The organism is Marinomonas atlantica (genome assembly GCF_001639725.1).
In the GTDB taxonomy this organism is placed as follows: domain Bacteria; phylum Pseudomonadota; class Gammaproteobacteria; order Pseudomonadales; family Marinomonadaceae; genus Marinomonas; species Marinomonas atlantica.
The window spans coordinates 197,343-221,715 of record NZ_LTAW01000004.1 but is presented as its reverse complement, the minus strand read 5'-3'; the positions used below and the strand labels follow the sequence as shown (position 1 = coordinate 221,715).

At 45.7% G+C, this 24,373-nt stretch carries 21 protein-coding genes; 11 read left to right on the top strand and 10 right to left on the bottom strand.

All coding sequences use genetic code 11. The features are described from left to right. Positions 1–15: 15 nt before the first annotated feature. Genes AYW75_RS08545 through AYW75_RS08535 form a run of 3 tightly spaced genes read right to left on the bottom strand, consistent with a single transcriptional unit; the run spans position 16 to position 2,858 of the window. The gene (locus AYW75_RS08545) at positions 16–1,308 is read right to left on the bottom strand and encodes a TRAP transporter large permease (RefSeq protein WP_067098250.1); all 1,293 of its coding nucleotides are present in this window, start codon (positions 1,306–1,308) and stop codon (positions 16–18) included. A gap of 46 nt (positions 1,309–1,354) precedes the next feature. Beyond that, complete coding sequence (locus AYW75_RS08540) at positions 1,355–1,909, bottom strand: TRAP transporter small permease (RefSeq protein ID WP_067098247.1); 555 nt, start codon at positions 1,907–1,909, stop codon at positions 1,355–1,357. Positions 1,910–1,955: 46 nt separating this feature from the next. Beyond that, on the bottom strand, positions 1,956–2,858 hold the full coding sequence (locus tag AYW75_RS08535) for an aldo/keto reductase (RefSeq protein WP_067098245.1): 903 nt from the start codon (positions 2,856–2,858) through the stop codon (positions 1,956–1,958). 319 nt (positions 2,859–3,177) lie between these two features. Between AYW75_RS08535 and AYW75_RS08530 the strand changes: the two genes are divergently transcribed. From AYW75_RS08530 to AYW75_RS08520, 3 genes are all read left to right on the top strand, one after another. Further along, positions 3,178–3,894 carry a GntR family transcriptional regulator gene (locus AYW75_RS08530; RefSeq protein ID WP_067098855.1) on the top strand — a complete coding sequence of 239 codons (717 nt, stop codon included), beginning with the start codon at positions 3,178–3,180 and terminating at the stop codon, positions 3,892–3,894. Positions 3,895–3,923: 29 nt separating this feature from the next. After that, the gene (locus AYW75_RS08525) at positions 3,924–5,048 is read left to right on the top strand and encodes a Gfo/Idh/MocA family protein (protein ID WP_067098243.1); all 1,125 of its coding nucleotides are present in this window, start codon (positions 3,924–3,926) and stop codon (positions 5,046–5,048) included. Between the two features lie 190 nt (positions 5,049–5,238). Then, positions 5,239–6,219, top strand: a complete 981-nt coding sequence (locus AYW75_RS08520; RefSeq protein WP_067098240.1) for a TauD/TfdA family dioxygenase — start codon at positions 5,239–5,241, stop codon at positions 6,217–6,219. A gap of 46 nt (positions 6,220–6,265) precedes the next feature. On the opposite strand, the gene AYW75_RS08515 is transcribed toward AYW75_RS08520, so the two are convergent. Together AYW75_RS08515 and AYW75_RS08510 are read right to left on the bottom strand one after the other, a co-directional pair. Further along, positions 6,266–6,784, bottom strand: a complete 519-nt coding sequence (locus AYW75_RS08515; RefSeq protein ID WP_231886169.1) for a DUF7482 domain-containing protein — start codon at positions 6,782–6,784, stop codon at positions 6,266–6,268. Positions 6,785–6,865: 81 nt separating this feature from the next. After that, positions 6,866–8,776, bottom strand: a complete 1,911-nt coding sequence (locus tag AYW75_RS08510; protein ID WP_067098850.1) for a sigma-54-dependent Fis family transcriptional regulator — start codon at positions 8,774–8,776, stop codon at positions 6,866–6,868. Between the two features lie 454 nt (positions 8,777–9,230). Between AYW75_RS08510 and AYW75_RS08505 the strand changes: the two genes are divergently transcribed. The 6 genes from AYW75_RS08505 to AYW75_RS08480 all read left to right on the top strand — a co-directional run bounded on the left by AYW75_RS08505 (position 9,231) and on the right by AYW75_RS08480 (position 15,284). Beyond that, complete coding sequence (locus tag AYW75_RS08505) at positions 9,231–10,319, top strand: ABC transporter ATP-binding protein (RefSeq protein WP_067098847.1); 1,089 nt, start codon at positions 9,231–9,233, stop codon at positions 10,317–10,319. Between the two features lies 1 nt (position 10,320). Next, the gene (locus AYW75_RS08500; RefSeq protein WP_067036703.1) at positions 10,321–11,421 is read left to right on the top strand and encodes an ABC transporter ATP-binding protein; all 1,101 of its coding nucleotides are present in this window, start codon (positions 10,321–10,323) and stop codon (positions 11,419–11,421) included. Beyond that, positions 11,414–12,280 (top strand): carbohydrate ABC transporter permease, encoded by an 867-nt coding sequence (locus AYW75_RS08495; RefSeq protein WP_067036700.1) that lies wholly within the window; start codon positions 11,414–11,416, stop codon positions 12,278–12,280. Before AYW75_RS08500 ends, AYW75_RS08495 begins: the two co-directional genes overlap by 8 nt. A 183-nt stretch (positions 12,281–12,463) precedes the next feature. Then, positions 12,464–13,213: a carbohydrate ABC transporter permease gene (locus AYW75_RS08490; protein WP_197467788.1), complete on the top strand. Its 750-nt coding sequence runs from the start codon at positions 12,464–12,466 to the stop codon at positions 13,211–13,213. A gap of 10 nt (positions 13,214–13,223) precedes the next feature. Next, positions 13,224–13,496, top strand: a complete 273-nt coding sequence (locus tag AYW75_RS08485; RefSeq protein ID WP_067098237.1) for a DUF2160 domain-containing protein — start codon at positions 13,224–13,226, stop codon at positions 13,494–13,496. 69 nt (positions 13,497–13,565) lie between these two features. Then, a complete protein-coding gene (locus AYW75_RS08480; RefSeq protein WP_067098234.1) occupies positions 13,566–15,284 on the top strand; it encodes an ABC transporter substrate-binding protein in 1,719 nt (572 codons plus the stop codon). A gap of 109 nt (positions 15,285–15,393) precedes the next feature. Here AYW75_RS08480 and AYW75_RS08475 read toward each other — a convergent pair whose 3' ends face one another. Together AYW75_RS08475 and glpK are read right to left on the bottom strand one after the other, a co-directional pair. Then, entirely contained in the window at positions 15,394–15,690 is a 297-nt protein-coding gene (locus tag AYW75_RS08475) for an antibiotic biosynthesis monooxygenase family protein (protein WP_067098232.1), read from the bottom strand. Between the two features lie 204 nt (positions 15,691–15,894). Continuing rightward, positions 15,895–17,379, bottom strand: coding sequence for a glycerol kinase GlpK (gene glpK, locus AYW75_RS08470; protein ID WP_067098229.1), 1,485 nt, complete (start codon positions 17,377–17,379; stop codon positions 15,895–15,897). 164 nt (positions 17,380–17,543) lie between these two features. Here glpK and AYW75_RS08465 point away from each other — a divergent pair, with 164 nt between their 5' ends. Beyond that, a complete protein-coding gene (locus AYW75_RS08465) occupies positions 17,544–18,308 on the top strand; it encodes a DeoR/GlpR family transcriptional regulator (RefSeq protein WP_067098226.1) in 765 nt (254 codons plus the stop codon). 185 nt (positions 18,309–18,493) lie between these two features. Continuing rightward, a complete protein-coding gene (gene glpD / locus AYW75_RS08460; protein WP_067098223.1) occupies positions 18,494–20,020 on the top strand; it encodes a glycerol-3-phosphate dehydrogenase in 1,527 nt (508 codons plus the stop codon). A gap of 87 nt (positions 20,021–20,107) precedes the next feature. On the opposite strand, the gene AYW75_RS08455 is transcribed toward glpD, so the two are convergent. The 3 genes from AYW75_RS08455 to AYW75_RS08445 form a co-directional block, all read right to left on the bottom strand. Beyond that, positions 20,108–21,037 (bottom strand): LpxL/LpxP family Kdo(2)-lipid IV(A) lauroyl/palmitoleoyl acyltransferase, encoded by a 930-nt coding sequence (locus AYW75_RS08455; protein ID WP_067098221.1) that lies wholly within the window; start codon positions 21,035–21,037, stop codon positions 20,108–20,110. Positions 21,038–21,126: 89 nt separating this feature from the next. Continuing rightward, entirely contained in the window at positions 21,127–22,308 is a 1,182-nt protein-coding gene (locus tag AYW75_RS08450; RefSeq protein ID WP_067098218.1) for an AAA family ATPase, read from the bottom strand. Positions 22,309–22,436: 128 nt separating this feature from the next. Beyond that, positions 22,437–24,077 (bottom strand): BCCT family transporter, encoded by a 1,641-nt coding sequence (locus AYW75_RS08445; protein WP_067098215.1) that lies wholly within the window; start codon positions 24,075–24,077, stop codon positions 22,437–22,439. Positions 24,078–24,373: the final 296 nt, after the last annotated feature.

The following is a 24,373-nucleotide window of genomic DNA, read 5'->3' as shown; positions in this document are numbered from 1 at the left end:
TGCTTTGCGTTCTTTCTATCCAGCCACTAAGCCAAGCATTCTTGGCACAGTCATAGACAGAGAAGGGAAAAAGGTCACAAGAAATATCACTGCCACCTCAACGGCTAAAAATGGCAAGATAGCCTTTGAGATCGACTCTATGCGTTCACCAGAAACGCTTGAGGCAACAAACAACACCAGCCCCATTGGGGGTGTGGCCAAGCCTACTGTTAAATTGACGCTCATAATGATGGCAAAATGAACAGGGTCGATCCCTAAATTAATAAAAATTGGGCCAAGTATTGGACCTAAGATAATAATGGCAGGGCCCGCATCTAAGAACATACCTACCACAAACAGTAATAGGTTGATCAAAAACAGCAGCATCAATGGATTTTCACTAATGGTCAGCACCCAATCTGCTAAAATCTCGGCACTGTGAGATAAACTGACCACGGTTTTAAATGCGATCGCTGAGCCAACTAATAAAAGCACCACAGCAGAAGCTTGTGCGCCTTTGATGAAAATTTCTGGCAGGTCTCTCAGCTTGACAGTTTTCATCACCCAAACACTGATGATCAATGCGTAAGCTGTTGCTACAGCAGATGCTTCAGTTGGGGTGAAAATCCCTCCTATGATACCGCCCAAAATGATGACAGGTGCGAACAGTGGAAAAATAGCATTGCGCGTTGCATTACCACGTTCTTTCCATGTGGACTTCGGTCCTGCCACAGGAAAATCATACTTCTTCGCCATTAAGGCGATCATAAGCATTAAGCCACCACCGACCAAAATCCCGGGCACAATGCCTGCTGCAAACAAAGCTGCAACAGAGACTTCCATGGTGTAAGCATAAATGATCATAATGCCAGAAGGCGGGATGATAGGCCCAATTACCGACGATGCAGCAGTGATCGCTGCGGCAAATTTTCGGCTGTAACCATTCTTTTCCATCGCAGGGATCATCATCGAACCGATCGCAGAGGTATCTGCAACAGCCGATCCAGAAAGCCCTGCAAACAACATGCTCGACAAAACGTTAACGTGCGCTAAGCCGCCACGCACATGACCAATGAAAGATTGGGAAAACTGAACCAAGTTCATTGTTATGCCGCCGCGATTCATCAACTCACCCGCCAACATAAAGAACGGGATCGCCATCAGTGGAAATGAATCAATACCGTTATAGATATTACGAAATAGTAAGGATATGTCTCGCTCCATACCTGTGGCATAAAGCATAAAACCAGGAGCTGCCAGCATCGCAAAAAACACTGGCATTCCGATCAAGAGTAAGACAAGAAATAAAGGTAAAAACAGAGCTAACATAATAGGTTTCTCTTTTTATTGTTGTTCTTTTACTAAAGAGCAAACATCAGTCTGCTGCTGCATCCGCACGCACTTCAGTAGGTATCTCAAACTCTTGCGTATGCCCAAGCAAGCTTCCCAATTCACGTAGGCACAGTTCTATATTCGCTAACAGCATGGTGATAAAACACACCGGCATGGCGAGATAGATCCAAGCGCGAGAAATGTGAATAGACGCTGCTCGAGAGCGGAAACCACGCTCAAAAAACTCAACGCCCATGAATGACAACTTCACTAATACCGCACCCGCAACAAGTAGTAAAACAAGCTTTAATATACTCGACACTTTGGTAGGTAATAGCTGCAAAAACATATTGATCGCAACAAAAGAACCGCGACGGTAAGCCTCTCCTGCTACCACTGCCATCATCCAGATCATTAAAGCTCTTGCTGCCTCTTCTGGCCAAGGCAAGGCATTACCCAGTACATATCGACAAAAAACCTGCAGCAAAATAACGCTGATCATCGCCGCGACCAACACCCATGCGATGTTACGCCCTACTCTGTTAAGCAGTTGGTTTACCCAAGTAAACACCCCCACTAAAGTTCGAAGAATCGCCATAAGTAACGCCCTCTAAATAATTTTTATTTTTATAGAGTCTTGCAGTTTATGCTACTTCTTGACCAGCTGCCGCTGTCCAAAGTTCAAACCACGTTTCGCGGTCGATCTCAATGTCCAGAATATTAGACAGGCTCTTAATTCGAGATGGATTATTTGTTCCAACCACTGGTAGGATATTTGCAGAATGTGCCAGCAACCATGCCAAAGCAACGTGATCAACAGAGGCCCCCTGTTCTTGTGCTAAACGCTCGAATATTGGTGCTAAGCGACGTGTCTCAGGCGTATCACCAAATAAGGCTCCGCCTCCTAGTGGGGACCATGCCATCGGCGTTAAAGAGTCCAGCTGCATAGCACTTAGGTTACCATTGGTAAATGCATCGCGTTGCAATAGGCTCATTTCAACTTGATTGGCCACTAAAGGATGACGCATATTAGCTTGTAGTAAGCGCCAATCCCACACTTCAAAGTTCGATACCCCAACGGCTTTGACTTTACCGCTGTCGATCAACTGATCCAATGCTGCCCCAGTTTCAGCAGCGTTCATAAAAGGATCAGGACGATGAATTAGCAATAAATCTAAATAATCTGTAGAAAGGTTTTGCAAGCTCTGCTCGACGCTTGCACGCACATATTCGGCGCTGGTGTCGTAAAACTTCACGCGACGATCAGAAAATTTATCCGACATCAAAGCTATGTCGCATTTTGAAATCAGTTGCATCTGCGAACGCAGACTTGGATCGTCCGCTAGCGCCTTACCAAATAACTTCTCACACTCGTAGTCACCATATATATCAGCATGGTCAAACGTCGTAATGCCTTGGTCAAGGCATAAGTCGATTTTCTCTCTGACGTGTTTAATGGAAGTATCTTCAGCATCAGCTAAACGCCATACGCCGTAAACCAAACGACTGAATTGTAGATTAGATTTACCCATTTGAAACGTTCGCATTATGTTCTTTCTCCGAATTTTGAGCGCTATTGGCTGCTTAGATGACGCTCTGAAACTTGTTTTTTTTCTATAGTTCGCCATGGATTTTGTAGCATCCGATGATATGACGAAGGTTGTATAATTACCCTAACAGTGTATTCTAATGATGTAAATCAATAGTGAATGAATTTATCTAAAAACTTATTTTTTAGACATCCTGCGATACGAAAGACGTATTGAAATCACCTTTAACATCAATGATAGCAAGCATTTAGAGCTTACAGATGCTTGCATCGCTTGTAAGATAGTGACATTAACGATCGCAGTATTAGGTGAATCAGTGGACAAGAAAAATAAGACAAAACAGCTACCGTTGTATATCCAAATTAGTGAGTTACTAAATCGAGAAATAGCAGCAGGTCACTGGCTACCTGGGGATCGCCTCCCCATCGAAGCCGAATTAGCCACTAAGCTTGGCGTTGCCATTGGAACGCTACGTAAAGCCTTGAAAAAGCTAGAAGAAGACGGCTTTCTGGAACGTCGGCAAGGCTCTGGAAATTACGTTAAGCGAGCACCTGGTGGTCGTGCAATTTATCAATTTTTTCATTTGGAAACACTCAACGGTGGTGGCGTTCCAACAGCAGATACGCTGTCTGTGACAATTGATGATAACGAGTTTGTTTTACGCCAACTGAATATCGAAGCAGACGGTAAGCTTTGGTGTATCAGGCGGGCACGGTATTTAAATCATGAATTAGTTGCCATGGAACAAATTTGGTTTAAGCACACTCATGCACCAGATCTAAAGCCGAAGGATTTACACGAATCTTTGTATCTACATTATCGGGAACACTTTTCTTTTTGGATTAGCCGAGTGGAAGACGAAGTAGATTGCGCACCCGCCCCTGAATGGGTAACTGAGCGCTTGGGGCTTCCCCAAAACACAATTATGCCCAAGGTACATCGTAGAAGTTGGTCAAACGAAGGCAGTATCGAAGAGTTTTCGTTCACGTGGTACAACCCGGCCAAATGTCGTTACGTTGCCCGATGGCACTAACAATTCAATAAAAACAAGAGGTTAGAAAAATGGCGAATTCCGTTCGATATGGCATACTAGGTTGCGGAATGATGGGCCAAGAGCATTTGCGAAATCTTGCTCTGATCGATGGTGCGCATGTCGTTGCCATTACCGAGCCCGACAAAGACATGCAGAAACGCTGTGCTGAACTCGTCCCTGACGCACGCTTTTTTGAAACGCTTGATGATATGCTCAATGCTGACTTAAACCTAGAAGCACTGGTTATCGCTACTCCAAACTATCAACATGCTGATCAATTACTTGAACTGTTTGCACGCACCACCCTACCAATCCTAGTTGAAAAGCCAGTGGTCAGCAGCCTAGATCAAGTCGCGAAGGTTCGTGATGCAGCGGCTGAGCATCCAGCTCCTGTTTGGGTGGCTATGGAATATCGTTACATGCCACCCGTTGCTCAGTTCCGCAAGCAACTATTAAACGATGATATTGGCTCCCTAAAAATGCTCAACATTCGAGAGCACCGCTTTCCATTCCTTGGAAAAGTGAACGACTGGAACCGCTTCAACCACAAAACTGGTGGAACATTAGTTGAGAAATGCTGTCATTTCTTTGATCTGATGCGATTACTCATGCAAGGTGATGTAAAACGTGTTTATGCGTCTACAGGTCAAGACTGCAACCACTTAGATGAGCGTTACGATGGCGAAATGCCTGATATTATTGATAACGCCTTTGTGATTGTCGATTTTGAGAACGGCCAACGCGCATGCCTTGATTTAAACATGTTTTCCGAAGGCTCTCGCTACCAAGAAGAGATCTGCGCTATTGGCCCTAAAGCAAAACTGGAATGTTTTGTTCCAGGACCTGGCCGATTTTGGCCAACAGACACACTTGGCGCGGCGCCAATTCCTAAAGTTGTATTAAGCCCACGTAACCCGAAAGGTCCAATTGAAGCCGACATCCCTGTTGATGACAAACTACTGGATGCTGGCGATCACAACGGCTCAACGTACTATCAGCATGTTGGCTTCTTTAAAGCCATTACTGAGAAGGCTACGGTTGATGTCACAATTGAAGATGGACTGAAAGCAGTTGTTATCGGCCTAGCAGCTCAGCATTCTGCCAAAACAGGACAAGCCGTTGAATTGAAAGACTCCGGCTTTTCTTTCTCTTAAACTCTTAGCGAAAATAATACCAAGTAAATCAATAGATCAGAACTTATATAGTCATCGATTACAATAAATTCATTCACTATTGATTTACTTTTTCATTCGGTGTGATTAGAGTTACTTATGATTCATTCACTATTGATTCATCTCTTGATATGAACCTCTAACAACACGAATACTTAAATTGGAGTAAACAATGAGTGTGGTAATTTCCAAACTAAAAGAACAAAAACAAGTAAATGGGTTGGATTTTCCATTGCTGGTAACGCCTCACAACTCTGACGTTCAAAGCGATAAAATGGAGTTTCTTAACTGGGTAAAAAGTAATAAAACGGAGCTACACAAACTACTTATTAAGCACGGCGCTGTTCTATTCCGTGATTTTCCAGTTGGAAGCTCTGATGAATTTGAAAAAATGCTTGATCAGACAGATTATCAAAACATGCCCTACGTGGGAGGTGCTGCCCCTCGCGCCCAAGTCACAGAATCTCGAATCGTCACCGCCAACGAGTCTCCTGCTTCAGAAACCATTCCGTTTCACCATGAGATGGCGCAAGTGCCTACACCTCCAGGTTATATCTTCTTCTACTGCGAAACGTCTGCAGCGAAAGGTGGTGCGACTTCCATCTTACATTCAGGAGAAACCTGCAAAAAATTCTTTGAACTGGCACCTGATTTTGCCAAAAAAGTTGAAGAACAAGGTGTACGCTATGTTCGAGTGATGCCCGAAGTAACAGATAACACATCTGCAATTGGTCGCTCATGGAAGGATACATTCCAAGTGAGTACCCGTGAACAAGCCGAAGAAAAAATGAACGAAGCAGGCATGAACTGGGAATGGCTTGATAACGGCGATGTACGCACTGAAACACGAGTCTTACCTGGTATTCGTTTTGATGATGAAACGCAACAAAAAGTATTCTTTAACTCTATTGTTGCGGTATTTACAGGCTGGGATGATGCACGTAACGAAGGTAAAAAAGCTGTTACGACAGCAGACGGCGAACCAATGGATGAAAACGCTCTCGAGCAATTGGTTGAAGCCATGGATGAACTTTGCGTGAACTTCCCATGGCAAACAGGGGATGTGTTGTGGATCAATAACCACACTGTCCTGCATGCTCGTCAACCATTTGAAGGCGAACGCCGCATCTTGGCGTCAATCTCCTTTAAATAATAGCATGCGATAACACATAGAAAGAGGGAGCCAATGGCTCTCTCTTTTATGGTGCAGGAACCACCGGACAATTGACGACTATATTAGTGCGCTCGATATTAACCAGCCCTTTTGCATCGGCATCGAGTACAGCATCTTCTGACGTCAACTCATAAGCGTTTTTAGGATCGACCCACTTCACTGCATACATTAGCCAAATAGGGGAATAAGCCGTATCAGTACTCTGAAACCCTGTAGGGGTAGGCGCAGAAGGGAAAACATTACGCTGCTCTCCATTAGGAAAGCCGTACACCCGCTCTATAACAGTCTTCTGTCTTGGCGGCTTAGGATAATTTGGAATAGCGTCACGTAATCGAGGGGCATAATTAGCCCCCATCTTTTCAGCCATTGCTTGATCAGATACATCTGTTGTCACATAGAAAACCGTTTCACCTTCAAACCATGCTTGCTGCAACGGAAGACTGTATTGCAAACCCGTTGGCTGATTTGAACAGGCTGTCAGCATCATGACTGCACTGACCAACGAAACATAACTTAATAATTTTCTCAAAGACATCTTGTCCATGTGCTTTCCAGTTTAGTCAACCAATGATAGTTGCTTATCCTAACGACTTGAGTGGTTTTCACAAGGCCATTTTTGACTAGCCTAGTTATCTGAACTTTGGCGAACGTATTTATAGACCGTATTACGGCTCACTCCGGCTGCTTTTGCTGTTCGAGAGACATTCCCTTGATACTCTTCTAGTAATCTAGCAATGGTCTCTTCTATAGGTTCTTTTGACGTGTCTGAATGACTAACACCAGCATCGGCTTGATCAGTACTGCTATTCATATCGTCAAAGAAATCATCGGGCAAATGCCACTCTTCCAGCTCATCTTCATCTGCCATGGCCATACCGACTTTTAAAACATGGACTAACTGGCGCATGTTACCAGGCCAAGGATGCTCTTCTAATAAGTCCAACATGGCTTCATTCAATGCGGGGCCAGGCTCTTCAGCGCGCAAACGCTCATGGACATATGCAATTAGCTCACGCTTATCTTGTCGTAATTTCAGGGCGGGGAGCTCGATATTGAGTCCAGAAATACGGTAATACAAATCTTGCCGGAACCGCCCTTCGGCGACTTCTTCTTTCAAATGTCGATTGGTCGCAGAAATCAGTTTAACGTCTACCGGATACGCCTCGGTCGACCCCAATGGGGTCACCACTCGCTCTTGCAGCACACGTAATAATCGTGATTGCACAGCAATGGGCATCTCGCCTATTTCATCAAGAAATAAAGTCCCTTTGTGCGCACGACGAATGAGCCCGATAGAACCTTTATTTTGCGCGCCAGTAAATGCCCCTTTCTCATAGCCAAACAACTCTGATTCTACCAGCTCCGCTGGAATCGCCGCACAGTTAACAGCAACCAACATCTCTTTGTAACGTGAGCTGTGATAGTGCAGGCTGCGTACGAAAATTTCTTTGCCCGCGCCAGTTTCACCATGAATTAAGATCGGAATGTCCTTCTCCATGATTTTATGCGCTTGCTTTACAGTGCGGCGAACACGCTCATCACCATGTTCGAGTTCATCCAATGGAATGACATTGTCGGGAATCTGCGAAGGTAAAGGCGCTTCTTGAGAGGGCAAAGACGCAGGTGGCGCCTGATAGTGACCACTGGTGCGATAGTCAGGCACCTTCATCACGTGTGTCACGGGTGGCAGCGCTTTAACGTAGAATTGATAGCGCCCCAGTGCCCGTAGCTTCATCGGCATATGCAATGGTTGGTTCTTTATTTCGCGCATATCGCAGTCGAATATTTGCGAGATGTTGAGCAAAGACAAGTCCCGTGCGAGCACGACTTCCGCGCGACGATTCGCCGAAATAATAGTGCCACGATCGTCCAAAACCAATAGACCTGACCAATGGCTATCCAAGCTGGTCAGATTGGTGTTAAAGCTCAATATAAAGTGGTCTTGCTGGAAAGCAGTAAAGATTAAGCGATTCTCTACACTCAGTGACATGAGCTTTACCATGCCTAGGGTATGGTCTTGCGGTAGATACGCATCGGAAGAAATATCGAGCACACCAAGCAGCTCATTGCCGGTGTCAAAAATGGGCGAAGCAGAACCCACCATATACCGATTCGCTCGGAGAAAGTGTTCATCTCGACCAACTTGAATGGCGCGACCACTGATTAAAGCCGTACCAATAGCGTTAGTACCAACGCCTTGCTCAGTCCACTGATTACCTTCTACTAGACCATGATATTGCCCGCGACCAAAGCGCTTTTGCCCCCATGTGTTAAGCACATGGCCTTGGCGATCGGCTAACACAATCATGCACGCAGAATTGCTGAGGATGTTCTCGTAATAAGGAATGATCTCGTTTTCTGTGGTTTCCAACAGGCTACGATGTTGATCCCTTAAATCGTTCAATTCCCCAGAGGGTAAAGTCGAGAAATTTGGCTCTGTGGCGTGCTCAAGACCAAATTGTTCACAGCGATACCAAGAGGCTTCAATTTGTTGTTTGTGTTCTTCGTCAGTTAAGTTGACGTTAGGCCTAAGCATTGCCGTGTCGTCACCTATTGTTTCTTCTTGTTTTTTAATTGTCATTACAGCTCCAGAGCAAGGAGCGACAAGCCTTCGCTATTCTGCGGCTACCTGTCCATAAGGTCAATGTAAATAGCCATTGCAACTCAAAACCCTGAACAATTTTTAGCGAAAGTGTTCAACAAAGTGTTCAACTGAACACTTTATTTACAAACTTGAACAATTATCTTCACAATTGAAAAAACAAGAAAGACGTCCGGAAATAAATTTATTCCCTTTTAAATCATAATCTTAAATTCAAAATTCGTATTTTTTACTGGATTGGCACAGGGATTGTATAGTTAAGCCATATCATTGATACGTGTTCATTTGCGAAAAGCGACAAGCCAATCTCTTACTGCACAGTGAAGAACGTATCACACAAAAACCGCTTCATTGTGGCGGCCATAAAAACAACAAAGGGTTAAAAACAATGTCACTGACGCTGAACAACGTGTCCCGCGTTGTCGACGGAGAAACATGGATTGATAACGTCAATCTGTCGCTGGAGCCTGGCTCATTTAATGTGCTGCTTGGACGTACGCTCTCTGGAAAGACAACGTTAATGCGCCTTATGGCGGGTCTTGATCGCCCCACCAATGGGCAGATTATGATGAATGGTGTGGATGTCACGGGGGTTCCGGTTCGAGAGCGGAACATCTCTATGGTCTATCAACAGTTCATCAACTACCCCAACATGACGGTGTATGACAACATCGCTTCCCCGCTTCGCTTGGCAAAAATGTCTAACAGCGAAATAGATCGCCGAGTTCGAGAAACCGCTGAAATGCTACGCATTGACAGCTATCTGGATCGCATGCCCTTACAACTGTCCGGTGGTCAGCAACAGCGCACCGCCATGGCAAGGGCGCTTGTTAAAGACTCTCAAGTTATCTTATTTGACGAGCCACTGGTGAATCTGGATTACAAACTCCGAGAAGAACTACGCCAAGAGCTGCGCGCGCTTTTTAAAGCACGTAACTGTATTGCGGTGTATGCAACGACTGAACCAAATGAAGCCTTAGCGTTATCCGGCAACACTGCCGTACTTCATGAAGGCAAGCTGCTTCAATTTGGAGAAACCGCTGAGGTGTACCATCGTCCCAAAGACATCATTACAGCGGAAATGTTCTCTGAGCCTCCGATCAATGTGGTCCCCGGACGCGTTAGCGAAACGGAAGTCACCTTTGATGAGACCGTGCACTTTCAGCTTAACAATGATTTACGTCCGCTGGAGCCAGGCAATTATCGCTTTGGGGTTCGGGCTTCTCATATAGGTTTAGTGCCGCGCTCCGATGACGATTTAGAACTGCCCGTACAAGTAGATCTTGCTGAAATTAGTGGTTCAGAAACCTTTTTACATGTCCACAATCCACACTTCGACTTGGTGCTGCACCTTTCGGGAGTACATGAATACCACGTTGATCAGCAAATCAAAGTGTATTTCCCCACCCACAAACTGTACGCCTTTAACGAAAGTGGTCGACTGGTCCACGCGCCAGCTGGCTTAGGAGGTCGTTAACATGGCAGAAATCACTCTTAATTCATTAGCCCACACGTACAGCGACAATCCGACTAAACCGGAAGATTACGCGATTCGTGAAATGCAGCATATTTGGCATCAAGGCGGCGCTTACGCCCTACTTGGCCCATCAGGCTGTGGCAAATCTACGTTATTGAATATAATCTCAGGTCTCTTGGAACCGTCGGATGGCGAAGTACTGTTCGACGGAAAACGTGTCAATGAACTTAAGCCTGAAGAGCGCAACATTGCGCAAGTCTTCCAGTTCCCCGTGGTGTACGACACCATGACGGTCTATGACAATCTTGCTTTCCCATTACGCAACATTGGTGTACCCGAACATAAGATTCGCTCAAAAGTACTCGAAGTGGCAGAGATTCTAGAGCTCTCTGATCAGCTTAAGCGTAAAGCCAAAGGCCTTTCTGCGGATCAAAAGCAAAAAGTCTCCATGGGCCGCGGTTTAGTTCGTGATGATGTTTCAGCGATTCTGTTTGATGAACCTTTGACGGTTATTGATCCTCAACTGAAGTGGAAACTGCGCCGCAAACTCAAGCAAATTCACGAGCAGTTCAACATCACCATGGTCTATGTTACCCACGATCAGCTGGAGGCCTCGACCTTCGCTGATAAGATTGCCGTGATGTATCAAGGCCAAATCGTTCAGTTTGGCACACCACGGGAACTGTTTGAAAACCCTGCCCATACTTTTGTTGGCTACTTCATTGGTTCCCCCGGTATGAACTTCATTGACGCGACGGTCACTGAAAAAGAACTGTCGTTTGGTACCCACACGTTGCCATTACACCCGTTACTACTGAAGCGTTTGCAGGACATGGATGCGCAGCAAGTAAAAGTGGGCATTCGCCCTGAATTTGTTCATGTCTGGGACGGCGCGAATGACGACGCCTTCCTTGTCGATGTGGACTTCGTCGAAGACCTTGGCACCTACAAGATCCTCACGTTTAACTTTCACGGCATTCTTATGAAAGCACGTTTAAGTGAAGACCAGAAGGTACCTCAAGGAAAAGCCTACGTCAGCTTTCCAGAACAGTGGACCAAGGTGTACGTCAACGAATTTTTGGTGGAGGTTGACCATGACTAAAGTCGAAAACAACAAAGCATGGTGGTTGGTAATGCCGGTCTTTTTGATCGTTGCGTTCTCCGCCATTATTCCTTTGATGACCGTAGTGAACTACTCAGTTCAAGATATTTTTGACCCATACACACGCTACTTTGTGGGTACTGAATGGTTCAAACAAGTCATGACCGATTCGCGTCTGCATGACGCACTGATCCGTCAATTCATCTACTCTTTTACGATTCTCGCTATTGAAATACCTTTGGGCATTGCGGTAGCACTGATGATGCCGACCAAAGGTCGAGGTGCATCATTAGCCTTGATTCTAGTGGCCATTCCATTGCTGATTCCTTGGAACGTTGTGGGAACGATTTGGCAAATCTTTGGACGTGCTGACATCGGCTTGTTTGGTGCCATGATGGCGGAGTTGGGGATCAACTACAACTACGCGTCCGAACCCATGCACGCTTGGTTAACGGTGGTACTGATGGATGTTTGGCATTGGACGCCATTGGTAGCACTGCTCTGTTACTCCGGCTTGCGCGCCATTCCTGAAGTGTATTACCAAGCTGCACGCATCGATAAAGCCTCCCGCTGGGCTGTATTCCGTTACATCCAGCTGCCTAAGTTGACCAACGTATTGATTATCGGTGTGTTACTTCGATTTATGGATTCTTTCATGATCTACACCGAACCTTTTGTCTTAACAGGCGGTGGCCCGGGTACTTCGACTACGTTCTTGAGCCAATCTCTGGTTCAGCAAGCCATTGGTCAATTTGACCTAGGCCCTGCGGCAGCGTTCTCGCTGGTGTACTTCCTTATCATCCTGTTGGTGTGTTGGGTGTTCTATACCACCATCATGAACATGCAAAAAGACAAGTAGGAGTCGATCATGTCAAATGAAACGACCATTGCAGGTCGCGCGAATCAAAATGAAACGATTGCGGAGGCGACGTACACACAAACAGCGCCTCAACAGCCAGTCTTCTCTCAAGCAGAACGTAAGGCCAAATACGCGACTTGGCGAGGGCGCATAGGCTTAACGGTCTATCTTATATTGTTACTGATGCCAATTTATTGGCTCATCAATATGTCCTTTAAAACGAACACTGAGATTTTGAGTGGTTTATCGTTTTTCCCGCAGGATTTTACCCTAGAGAATTACGCAAAAATATTTGGTGACGCGACGTGGTACATGGGGTACGTCAACTCCATGATTTATGTATCCATGAATATGGTGATCAGCTTAATTGTCGCACTTCCCGCGGCGTATGCCTTCAGTCGCTACAAGTTTGTTGGTGACAAGCATATGTTTTTCTGGCTGCTGTCTAACCGAATGGCGCCACCAGCAGTGTTTTTGCTACCGTTTTTTCAACTGTATTCATCCGTAGGGTTATTCGATACGCACATTGCGGTAGCGTTGGCCCACTGTCTTTTCAACGTGCCGTTAGCGGTATGGATCTTAGAAGGTTTCATGAGTGGCGTGCCACGTGAAATTGATGAAACAGCTTACATTGACGGTTACTCATTCCCGAAATTCTTTGTGAAGATTTTCATCCCATTGATTCGCTCAGGGATCGGTGTGACGGCGTTCTTCTGTTTCATGTTCTCGTGGGTCGAACTGCTGCTTGCACGAACACTGACATCAGTGGATGCCAAACCGATCGGCGCAATTATGACCCGAACCGTATCGGCGTCAGGAATGGACTGGGGGCTACTGGCTGCTGCGGGGGTGTTAACCATCATCCCTGGCATTTTAGTGGTGTATTTCGTTCGAAATCATGTAGCTAAGGGCTTCGCCCTAGGCCGAGTGTAGGAGAAAAATCATGGCTTGGATGTCTTGGACATTACCCACGGCGGCTTTCTTTGCCGGCATCGCACTGATACTCGTCGCTATGACGACTTGGCAAGTGATCTCACCTAGCGTGGAACGTCGAGGCTTTCTGCCCCTCGATACCACCCGCGGAGATCGCTTGTTCATAGGCCTGTTGACCAGTGCCTTTATTCACCTAGGTTTTGTGGCATTGAGTGATGTTTCACTCTATATCGCAACCATGCTCTGCGTCATTTGGATGATTATCCTAATGCGTTGGGGCTAGTCAGCGTGAGAGACCAAGGACGATCTAGTACGGAAGCTAACTAACTAAAATCAACTGTTGAGGTAAAACATGTACAACAATAAAAAGAAGCTCGTTTTAGCTGCCATCCCATTTGCTGTTGCGTTAAATTCCGCATCACTATGGGCTGACCAGTATTCTGATGCGGCACAGAAATGGGTCGACAATGAATTCACAGTTTCAACCCTATCAGAAGCTGAGCAGCTTAAGGAACTCGCGTGGTTTACAAAAGCGGCCGAGCGTTTCCGTGGCATGGAGATCAATGTCGCATCGGAAACACTGACAACGCACAAATATGAGTCCCAAGTATTAGCCAAAGCATTTGAAGAAATCACTGGTATCAAAGTCAATCATGATTTGATTCAAGAAGGTGATGTGGTTGAAAAACTGCAAACTCAAATGCAATCTGGTCGAAATATTTATGATGCGTACGTCAACGATTCGGATCTTATCGGTACCCACTTCCGCTACGGTAAAGTCGTTCCTATAACCGACATGATGAAAGAAGAGCCTTCTTTGAAATCCCCGACGTTGGATTTAGCGGATTTCATTGGTTTGAACTTCACGTCTGGACCAGACGGTAAGCTTTACCAACTGCCAACACAGCAGTTCGCAAACTTATATTGGTTCCGCTACGACTGGTACCAACGCCCTGAGCTGAAAAAGCAATTTAAAGAAATCTATGGCTATGAACTGGGTGTACCTGTTAACTGGTCAGCGTACGAAGACATTGCAGAGTTCTTCACGGTTCATGTTGGCGAGATTGACGGTGAAAAAGTCTATGGCCACATGGATTACGGTAAAAAAGACCCTTCTTTAGGCTGGCGTTTCACGGACGCATGGTTCTCCATGGCGGGCGCGGGTGATAAAGGCTTGCCAAACGGTTTGCCAGTAGACGAATGGGGTATTCGAGTAGAAGGCTGTAACCCTGTCGGCTCCAGTGTATCTCGAGGCGGAGCGACGAACGGTCCAGCGGCCGTTTATGCAACAACTAAATACGTCGACTGGTTACGTCAATATGCGCCACCAGAAGCACAAGGCATGACATTCTCTGAAGCTGGCCCAGTACCAGCACAAGGTAATGTGGCTCAGCAAATCTTCTGGTACACCGCATTTACCGCTGATATGACGCAAAAAGGTCTGCCTGTTGTGAATGAAGATGGTACGCCTAAATGGCGTATGGCACCGTCTCCACGTGGACCATACTGGGAAGAAGGCATGAAGCTTGGCTACCAAGATGTGGGAGCGTGGACATTCATGAACTCAACGCCTGACGATCGCCGCAACGCCGCATGGTTGTACGCACAGTTCACAACGGCAAAAACCGTCTCTTTGAAGAAAACATTGGTGGGTCTAACGCCAATTCGTGAGTCTGATATTAACTCACCTGAGATGCAGGAAGCCGCGCCTTACCTTGGCGGTCTTGTTGAATTCTACAAAGGACCTGCACGTGAGCAATGGTCGCCAACCGGTATTAACGTACCTGATTACCCAAAACTGGCTCAACTTTGGTGGCAATACATTTCTCAAGCAGCCAGCGGAGAAGCATCGCCACAAGAAGCACTTGACGGCCTAGCCGCCGCACAAGACAAGGTTCTTAACCGTTTGGAGCGTGCTAACGTTCACGAAAACTGTGGCCCTAAACTAAACGAGCCAAAAGATCCGTCTTACTGGCTTAACCAACCAGGTGCACCAAAAGCCAAACTTGCCAATGAAAAAGTACAGGGTAAAACCGTCGATTACGACGCCCTACTTCGCTCTTGGGAATAAGCTCTTCTTGATCACCACCTTATAAGTCTTGACCGGCCATTGCGCCGGTCTTTTTTATGCAAAAAAAAAGCCGCCCTAATTAAGGCGGCTTTCTTATAAAAAAAACAGTTTAGAATGTGTGATTGCCGATCTCATCATATGTTTTGATGGAAATTAGCTTACCTAAAGTACTCATGCGTATCACTTCTGGTGGGTTATCTGTCGACCAAAAATCGCGCCACTCTTCTCTAGAATTCCAGCGTGCAATAGCAAGAAAGTAACTTGGCTTGTTGTCTTCTTCAAGTAAGCAGCTGCCATGCGCACCGGGATGTGTTTCACGTACAATTTGTGTTGTGGACTTCCAAGCGTCGCAGAATTCGGCAATGTTTTCTGGGCTAACGTGCCATTCGTATACCACTCGAATCATTTTTATCTTCCTTATTACACAAGCTATAAAAACTAATTTTAAATTTATAATATGACGCTTAAAGACGTGTATGAAAACAAACTATACGTGCCAAAAGAAGCATCAGATTTAATGTAGCTAGGGCAACCCTCATCTCGCCGTAAATGAGAAAGGGAGCTTATGATCCCTTTCTATATGATTTAAAACCGAATTTACAGTAAAAATTTAGAGACTAGAGCGCACACGTCGCACAGCGTCCAGCCAACCGTCGTAAAGAGTCTGTCGGTTGCCATCGTCCATGTCTGGCGTAAAGCAATGCTCTGACTGCCACAGTTCACTGATTTGCTCTAAAGACTCATAAATACCAATTCTCAGGCCCGCTAAATAAGCCACCCCAAGTGCAGTGGTTTCTGTTACTTTAGGGCGCTCAACTGTAATGCCCAAAAGATCACTCAAAAACTGCACCACAAGATCGTTCACGACCATTCCGCCGTCCACCCTCAGGGTATCAAACTCCGCACCATCTTGTGCCATAGCCCCCACAAGATCCTTTGTTTGATAACACACGGATCTTAAACCTGCACTGATAATGTCCGAGGCGCTGGTATCACGGGTTAAGCCAATCATTGCACCACGAGCATCAGGATCCCAATAAGGCGCACCTAAACCAGTGAACGCTGGAACTAAATACACCGTATCAGCGTTTAAGGCTTTCTGAGCGAGGCTTTGTGTTTCCGATGCATCCGCAAACAGCTTCAACCCATCACGTAGCCATTGAATCGCTGCACCAGCAACAAAAATACTGCCTTCAAGAGCATAAGTGACTTTACCATTGATACGATACCCCACCGTGGTCAGCATTTTATGTTCCGATTTAAGCGCTTGCTCACCGGTATTAAGGATCATAAAGCAGCCAGTACCATAGGTACTTTTCACCATTCCCGGTGTAAAACAGGCTTGACCCACTAAAGCCGCTTGTTGATCACCGGCAATACCGTTCACAGGAATCTCCGCTCCTAACCACTGCTTATCGATGACGCCAAAGTCGTCACTTGAATCCATAACTTGTGGAAATATCACATCACCAATGCCTAGCAGCTCAATCAGTTCTTCATCCCATTGTTGTGAATGGATATTAAAGGCCATTGTTCTTGCGGCATTGGTTGCATCTGTGCGGTGATAGCGGCCACAGGTTAAGTGCCACAATAAAAAGCTATCCACCGTACCAAAGGCAATATGACCTTCTTTAGCTCGCTCTTTCACACCGTCAACGTTTTCCAAGATCCAACGAATCTTGGTGGCAGAAAAATATGGATCGATTAACAAGCCAGTTTTGGCTTGAACAGTTTCACTGTGGCCTTGATCGACTAAAGATTGGCAGAACTCACTGGTACGACGATCTTGCCAAACAATCGCGTTATAAACTGGCTTGCCCGTTTCAGTGTCCCATAATATGGTCGTTTCACGCTGATTAGTAATTCCAATGGAGGCTACCGCGTCAGCGGTGATGTCTGTATCCTTAAGAACATCACGACACACACTTAAAGTTGATTGCCACAGATCATTGGGGTCATGCTCAACCCAACCATCGTTAGGAAAAATTTGCGGGAATTCTTGTTGTGCTTGACCGATGCGCACACCAGAAGTGTTGAATAGAATAGCGCGACTACTCGTCGTGCCTTGATCAATCGCAAGTAGATACTGGCTCATGGGAACATGTCTCTTTATCTGCGAGCCCATGACCATTTGCATTGGCTTGGTTATGGGCGTTTGTTATTTTTGTTATTCGAACACAAATGTTCAAAATCGAATATTTCTATTAAAACTGTAATTGATCACTTTAGCAAGATGTCATCAAGGAGTTTACGTCACGTATGGGCCAACAAACACGCCAAGATAGAATCGTTCAACTGGTACGCGAAAAAGGTTACACCTCTATCGACGAGCTGGCGGAACAGTTTAAGGTAACACCACAGACGATACGTCGAGATATCAACTCTCTTGCCGATCAAGATTTAATCCGACGTCACCATGGCGGTGCAAGTTACGATTCCTCTACAACAAATGTTGACTACAACACGCGGCAAGCGCTTCATCAAGATGCCAAAAAGAGAATCGCCAAACACCTCGCCAAAGAGATCCCAAACGGTGCTTCGCTGTTTATCAATATTGGGACAACCACAGAAGAAGTAGCGAAGGCCCTACTCAATCATAGTGCACTCAAAATAATCACCAACAACATCAATGTTGCATCGATCTTGCGTATAAAAAACGACTTCAATGTCATTGTGGCAGGTGGGTCGGTTCGCTCTAGAGACGGTGGTATCATTGGTGAAGCGACGGTCGACTTCATTAATCAATTCCGTGTGGATTACGGCATTATAGGTATTAGTGGCATTGATCAAGAGGATGGTTCGCTGCTTGATTATGATTACCAGGAAGTACGTGTTGCGCAAAGTATTATTGCCAATTCACGCAATGTTTTCCTTGCTGCCGACGGCGCGAAGTTTGGTCGTAATGCCATGGTTCGCTTAGGTAATATCACTCAAGTAGACCAACTGTTCACCGATACTCAGCCACCGAAGACAATCCTATCATTGCTTAAAGAACACTCAGTGAAACTAGAAGTGTGTGACTGACCACTCGCCTTTAAACCGTTGTCAGCGCTAGAAGGCCAATTTCCCTAGCGCTTTATGGCGCAAAAAAGAATAACTTTGATGTTTATTTTCCTATCATCTGCTTGAAAAACCACCTATACACGTCTAATATCGAAACTGTATTTTCGTTTTTGAACATATAATTTTCGTTTTTCAAGAGGTAAGCCATGAATCAAACGCATTTCGATCTCTTCGTCGTCGGGGGAGGCATCAACGGCACAGGGATCGCAGCAGATGCTGCCGGGCGCGGCCTTACTGTCGCCCTGTGTGAAATGAATGACCTTGCCAATGCGACGTCTTCAGCGAGCAGTAAACTCATTCATGGCGGCCTACGTTACTTGGAGCATTACGAATTTCGATTGGTTCGAGAAGCACTCAGCGAACGCGAAGTGCTACTTAAAATAGCACCGCATTTGGTCACCCCTATGCGTTTTCAAATGCCTCACCAACCTCACCTTCGACCCGCATGGTTAATACGTTTAGGTTTGTTTTTATATGACCACCTAGGTAAACGTGAGCAACTACTTGGCTCTAAGGGCGTCAAATACGATGCTTCAAGCGCCCTAAAATCTGAGATAAGCCAAGGGTTTGAATACTCTGACTGCTGGGTCGATGACGCTAGACTCGTTATCGCTAATGCACAAAGCGCGCAAGAAAGCGGTGCATTGATCATGACCCGTACGCGCTGTGAGTCCGCTCATAGAGAAAATGGCAAATGGACCATTGAGGTCAACAACACGACCACAGGCGAACGTCAGCAATTTACCGCCAATGCTATTGTTAACGCGGCAGGTCCTTGGGTATCGAGCTTTATTGAGCAAAAGGTACAGCGCAAAGCACCTTATGGCATCCGTATGATTAAAGGCAGTCACATTGTTGTGCCTCGTTTATACGAACAAACCAATTCCTTTATCATGCAAAATGCAGACAAACGGATCGTTTTCGCCATCCCTTATCGTGATAAATACACCTTGATTGGTACGACCGATGAAGAATACAAAGGAGATCCAAAAGACGTTGCCATCAGTGACGAAGAGACACAGTACATTCTAAGTGTTGCCAATCAACACTTTAAAAAGCAACTGGCAAAAGAGGATATCGTCTGGACCTATTCCGGTGTGCGACCACTGTTGAATGATGAATCTTCCGATGCATCCTCTGTTACTCGGGATTACACCTTACATGTAGAAGACGACCATGGAAAAGCGCCTTTATTAAGTATTTTTGGTGGCAAGATTACGACGTATCGACAGCTAGCCTTGTCAGCTATGAGTGACCTGAAGCAGTACTTCCCATCAATGGGAAAAGAATGGACACACGCCAAACCTCTTCCGGGTGGAGATATGAGTAATGACTACACCGTCATGATCAATAAACTTATGTCAGAATTTCTGTTTCTATCGCCTGAACTGGCCCGTCGATTTACAGGTAGCTATGGAACGCTTTCATACGTTCTGTTAGGGGATGCTCAATCTATTGAAGAATTGGGCGCTTGCTTTGGCTCGGATTTATATCAGAAAGAAGTCGACTATCTTGTTGAGCATGAATGGGCGGTCACTGCGGAAGATATTCTGTGGCGTCGTACTAAGCTAGGTTTGGAGCTAGATACGCAAGAAGTGCAAGCCCTAAAAGATTATTTAGCCGATAAGCTTAACCGCCCTATCGACAACGAGTTAGTCGCCGCAACCGTTTAACCCGATTAAAAAATGCCCCATAAAAGTTCTGCCGCGAGGTGCGGATAAACCCACCTCGCGAGCTAAACCATTTTAAATAGGGTTAGCTTACTTACTGTAATGTGATGGATCATCTTGGTTTGGGCGCGTTTTAAAGCGGCGATGCAGCCACATGTATTGCGCTTTATTTCGACTAATAAGATCTTCAATAATGTGATTTCCACGAATGGCATCGGCCAATTCGCTCTCACCAGGAAAGTCTTCCAGAGGTTCACTGATTTTAATCGAATAGCCTTTGTCGTCTGCGTTACGCTCTACGAAAAAAGGCAAAACTTTTGCTTTGCCTAATTTTGCCAACATAGTGCCGCCCGTAATCGTCGCAGCTTCAGGCATTTCGAAAAACGGAATAAACACAGCACTTGAACGCCCAAAATCCTGATCGGCGGTATACCAAATCACATCAGGTGCACGCAGACTGCGGACCATTTGACGAACGTCGCGTTTTGGAATCAAAGCCTTATTAGAACGAAGACGACCTTTGACTTGAAGATATTCCATGACAGGGTTGTTGTGTGGTCGATAGACACCAATACCTGGATTAAACTGACCGAAAATACGCGCCCCCATTTCTAGCGGTAAACAATGCACCGCAAACAAGATCACACCCTGTCCATTCTCCAAAGTCTTTTGCACATGCTCTTGCCCAGTGATGTCCATATGACGCTGCACTCGACTATCGGACCACCACCATGCACTGACCGTGTCAAAAATGGCCTTGCCAGTTTCTTCAAAGTTTCGTTCAAGCAACTGTTGATGCTCTTCTGCAGTGGCATCAGGAAAACACAATTCCAAGTTACGTCTAGCCGTATGAACTCGCCCTTTGGCAAATTTCATCATCAAACGGCCAGTACCCTTGCCTATACCCATTTGCCAATTCAGTGGCAACATAGACACTAAACGCCCTAGACCGATTCCTAGCCAAAGTGTCCAATGCTTGGGATGAAGCAATGCTTTTGAAAATTGTGCTTTTTCTACCACGACGAGATTCACCAATAAAAAATTCGCAGGTATTCTAACGTAAAATGCATAAGAAATTGAGCATAGCGAAGCTTAAATGTTTTCTTACTTTAGGACGGCCAATGCCATGGCGGTAAATCTAACATGCCCATGCTTGGGATTTGAGTTTCGCCAAAGTCTTTTTCTAAACGAATGGAATGGCACAGCTCTGATTGTTCCAAAGCAGTAATAAGGCGCGAGGCATGGGACACAACCCAGACTTGGCAGTGATCCGCTGCAAAGCTAATTAAGCGAGCTAAGGCTGGCAATAAATCAGGGTGTAGGCTCGTTTCAGGCTCATTCAACACCATTAACTCAGGCGGCCTAGGCGTTAATAACGCAGCCACCCACAGAACATACCGCAGTGTTCCATCAGATAACTCTGAAGCGTTTAACGGGCGTAATAAACCATGCTGATAGAACTGCAGTATAAAACGCCCTTCGTCGGTGCGAACAACCTCAACTCGCGCACCCGGAAACGCGTAATCAATGGCATCATGTAAGGCATCCGCATCGCCTATTTCAAGGATTGTTTGAATCGCCGCCGCCACATCGCGTCCATCATGACTTAATACGGGGGTAAAAGTACCTAAATGATGCTGGCGTGCAGGTGCCGCCTGATCCGTACGAAAATGATCGTAAAAGCGCCACTTACGAATTCGGTCACGCATAAAAAACACTTCAGGGGCTTGTTGGGAGTCTGCCGCCAGATCAAACATAGAGTCAAAACTGGACGCATGATACGACACTACCTCCCAACTTCGCCCAGCGCGGCGCTTTATGGCATTGTCCTGTCGATCCACTAATGCGCCTGCCGGTCGATAATATTCTCCGTGCCAAATCGTCTCATGCATTATGCCGGGATCGAGCTTGAACAGCGTGGGGGTTCTAGTGGGCATGGCCACGCCAAATTTGGGCAAACCAAGTGCCACGGAGTAACCATAGTCTTCCCCGGCAAAACCTAACTTTAACTGGCGTTTTGTTTGACGTGGTCCGCCTTGAACTGGCACCTCACCTGAACGCATACGTTTAGTGATTTTCTCAGGCCCGGCCCAAAAAACTGATTCTAATCCACCGTCTGCGGCGAGTGATCGAACCAAACCACCATCACCCACTTTGGCGAGTAATCGCAATGCTTTATAGAGGTTAGACTTACCACTGCCATTCTCACCTGTGACAAGATTCAGACGTCCAAGCGGTATGGTTAAGTTGATAATCGAGCGGTAGTTTTCAATCGCGATGGTTTTGATCATCAGGCATCCTTGTCCTTAACTGACGAAAGGCAATAGCCATTTACAATAACATAAGTACAAAAAAACCTCTGGTTCTTAAAGCCAAACAGCCATGAGAACCAGAGGTTTAAGTGACGCTGTCAAAGATATTAAGATCTAATTAAACGACGCTCACCAATCAGTGCTTTGATGATGCAGTAACACATCGCAAGCATCAGCAAAGAGAATGGAATCGCGGTTGCGGTTACACCTGCTTGGAGTGCCGACAAACCACCACCAATCAAGAGCACGATGGCAATTAGCCCTTCTACGATCGCCCAGAAAATACGCTGTGGACGCGGTGCATCGATTTTACCACCAGAGGTAATAGTATCCACGACCAACGATCCTGAGTCAGACGACGTCACAAAGAACACCAACGCCAACACAATCGCTAAACACGATACAACACCGGAGAATGGGAAGTCATTCAACAAACCAAAGATCGACAATTCTGGGCGGTAACTGTCAATTACGTAACTCTTAACCAGGCTGCCAGATGGATCAGAATAGATTTGATCTAACGCCATGCCACCAAAAACGCCCATCCAAATAAAGATGAACAGACTCGGTACCACCAAGACACAGAAAATGAACTCACGCACGGTACGACCACGTGAAACACGTGCAATAAACATCCCTACAAATGGAGACCAACTAATCCACCATGCCCAGTAGAAGACTGTCCAACCTTGACGGAAGGCATCATCATCACGGCCTACAGGAGCAGATAAAGGAATAAATTCCGTAACATAGGTTGATAAACCTGACCAAATGCTTTCCAAGCCCACCATGGTCGGTCCAACCAATAGAACGAACAAGAAGAACAGTACGGCCATGATCATATTAAACTCAGACAGTTTCTTTAAACCGCCTTCCAGTCCACGCCAAACCGATACCAAAGCAACCGCAGTTACGACCAAGATGACAATAACCTGAGTCATTGTAGTCACCTCTAAGCCAAACACAAAGTTGAATCCGGCATTCGCCTGCTGTGCACCCAGTCCTAATGAAGTCGCCAAACCAAATAGCGTGGAAAAGACGGCCAAAATATCGATAATGTCGCCCCACCAGCCCCAGACACGGTCGCCAAGGATGGGGAAAAACACAGAGCGAATCGAAAATGGTAGCCCTTTATTATAGGTAAACAGGGCCAAACCTAATGCCATGATCACATACACAGCCCAGCCATGAATGCCCCAGTGCAAAAATGTTCCGGCTAATCCCATCGCTGACGCCTCAGCCACCGCATCAGGGTTTAGCTGACCATCCGCACCAAAAGGAGACGTAATGCCTAGCGGCAAGGAAACGTTAGCATGGTAAACAGGCTCTAGCACGCCAAAAAACAACAGGCCCACTCCGATACCAGCGGTAAACAGCAACGCAAACCAAGACAAGTAGCTGTGATCTGGTTTCGCGTCTTTACCGCCTAATCGAACTTTGCCAAAAGAAGAAAATGCAAGGAACAAACAGAATAGTATGAAAAAATCGACAAGACCAAGAAAGTACCAATCCAGCGTTTCATTTGAAAATGACACGATAGATTGGAAAAGTGTCCCAGCTTTTTCAGGAAACACTAATGTAAGAATTATAAAAACTATTGCTGCAAGTGCAGAAATAATAAATACTCGGTTGTGGATATCGAAGCCTAACGGGCCTAATTTTCCGACAATATTATCTTGTCCTACAACATAATCCGTCTTCATATCACTGTGCTTATGAGAGTGGGAAGACTCATGCATATCTGTCATAACCCCCTCCATAGATACGTTAGATTAATTTTAATACGGTCGGTTTTATACCTCATCTGAGATCCTTTTTTCAGTTCGTAGTAGCAGCCATTTTTTAATGCTTTAAACATTGAGACCTTCTCCACCAAGGATTAGAAAACTCAATAAAAAAAGAAAAATGAAATAACCTATTTAGAGTTTACCGTTAGTTGCATCGACATCAGACACATCGGTAACACCCTACTCCCAATGCACTAACATGCATTATTATAACCCCTATAAAACTAGTTTATTAAATTTACGAACATTAAATTAGA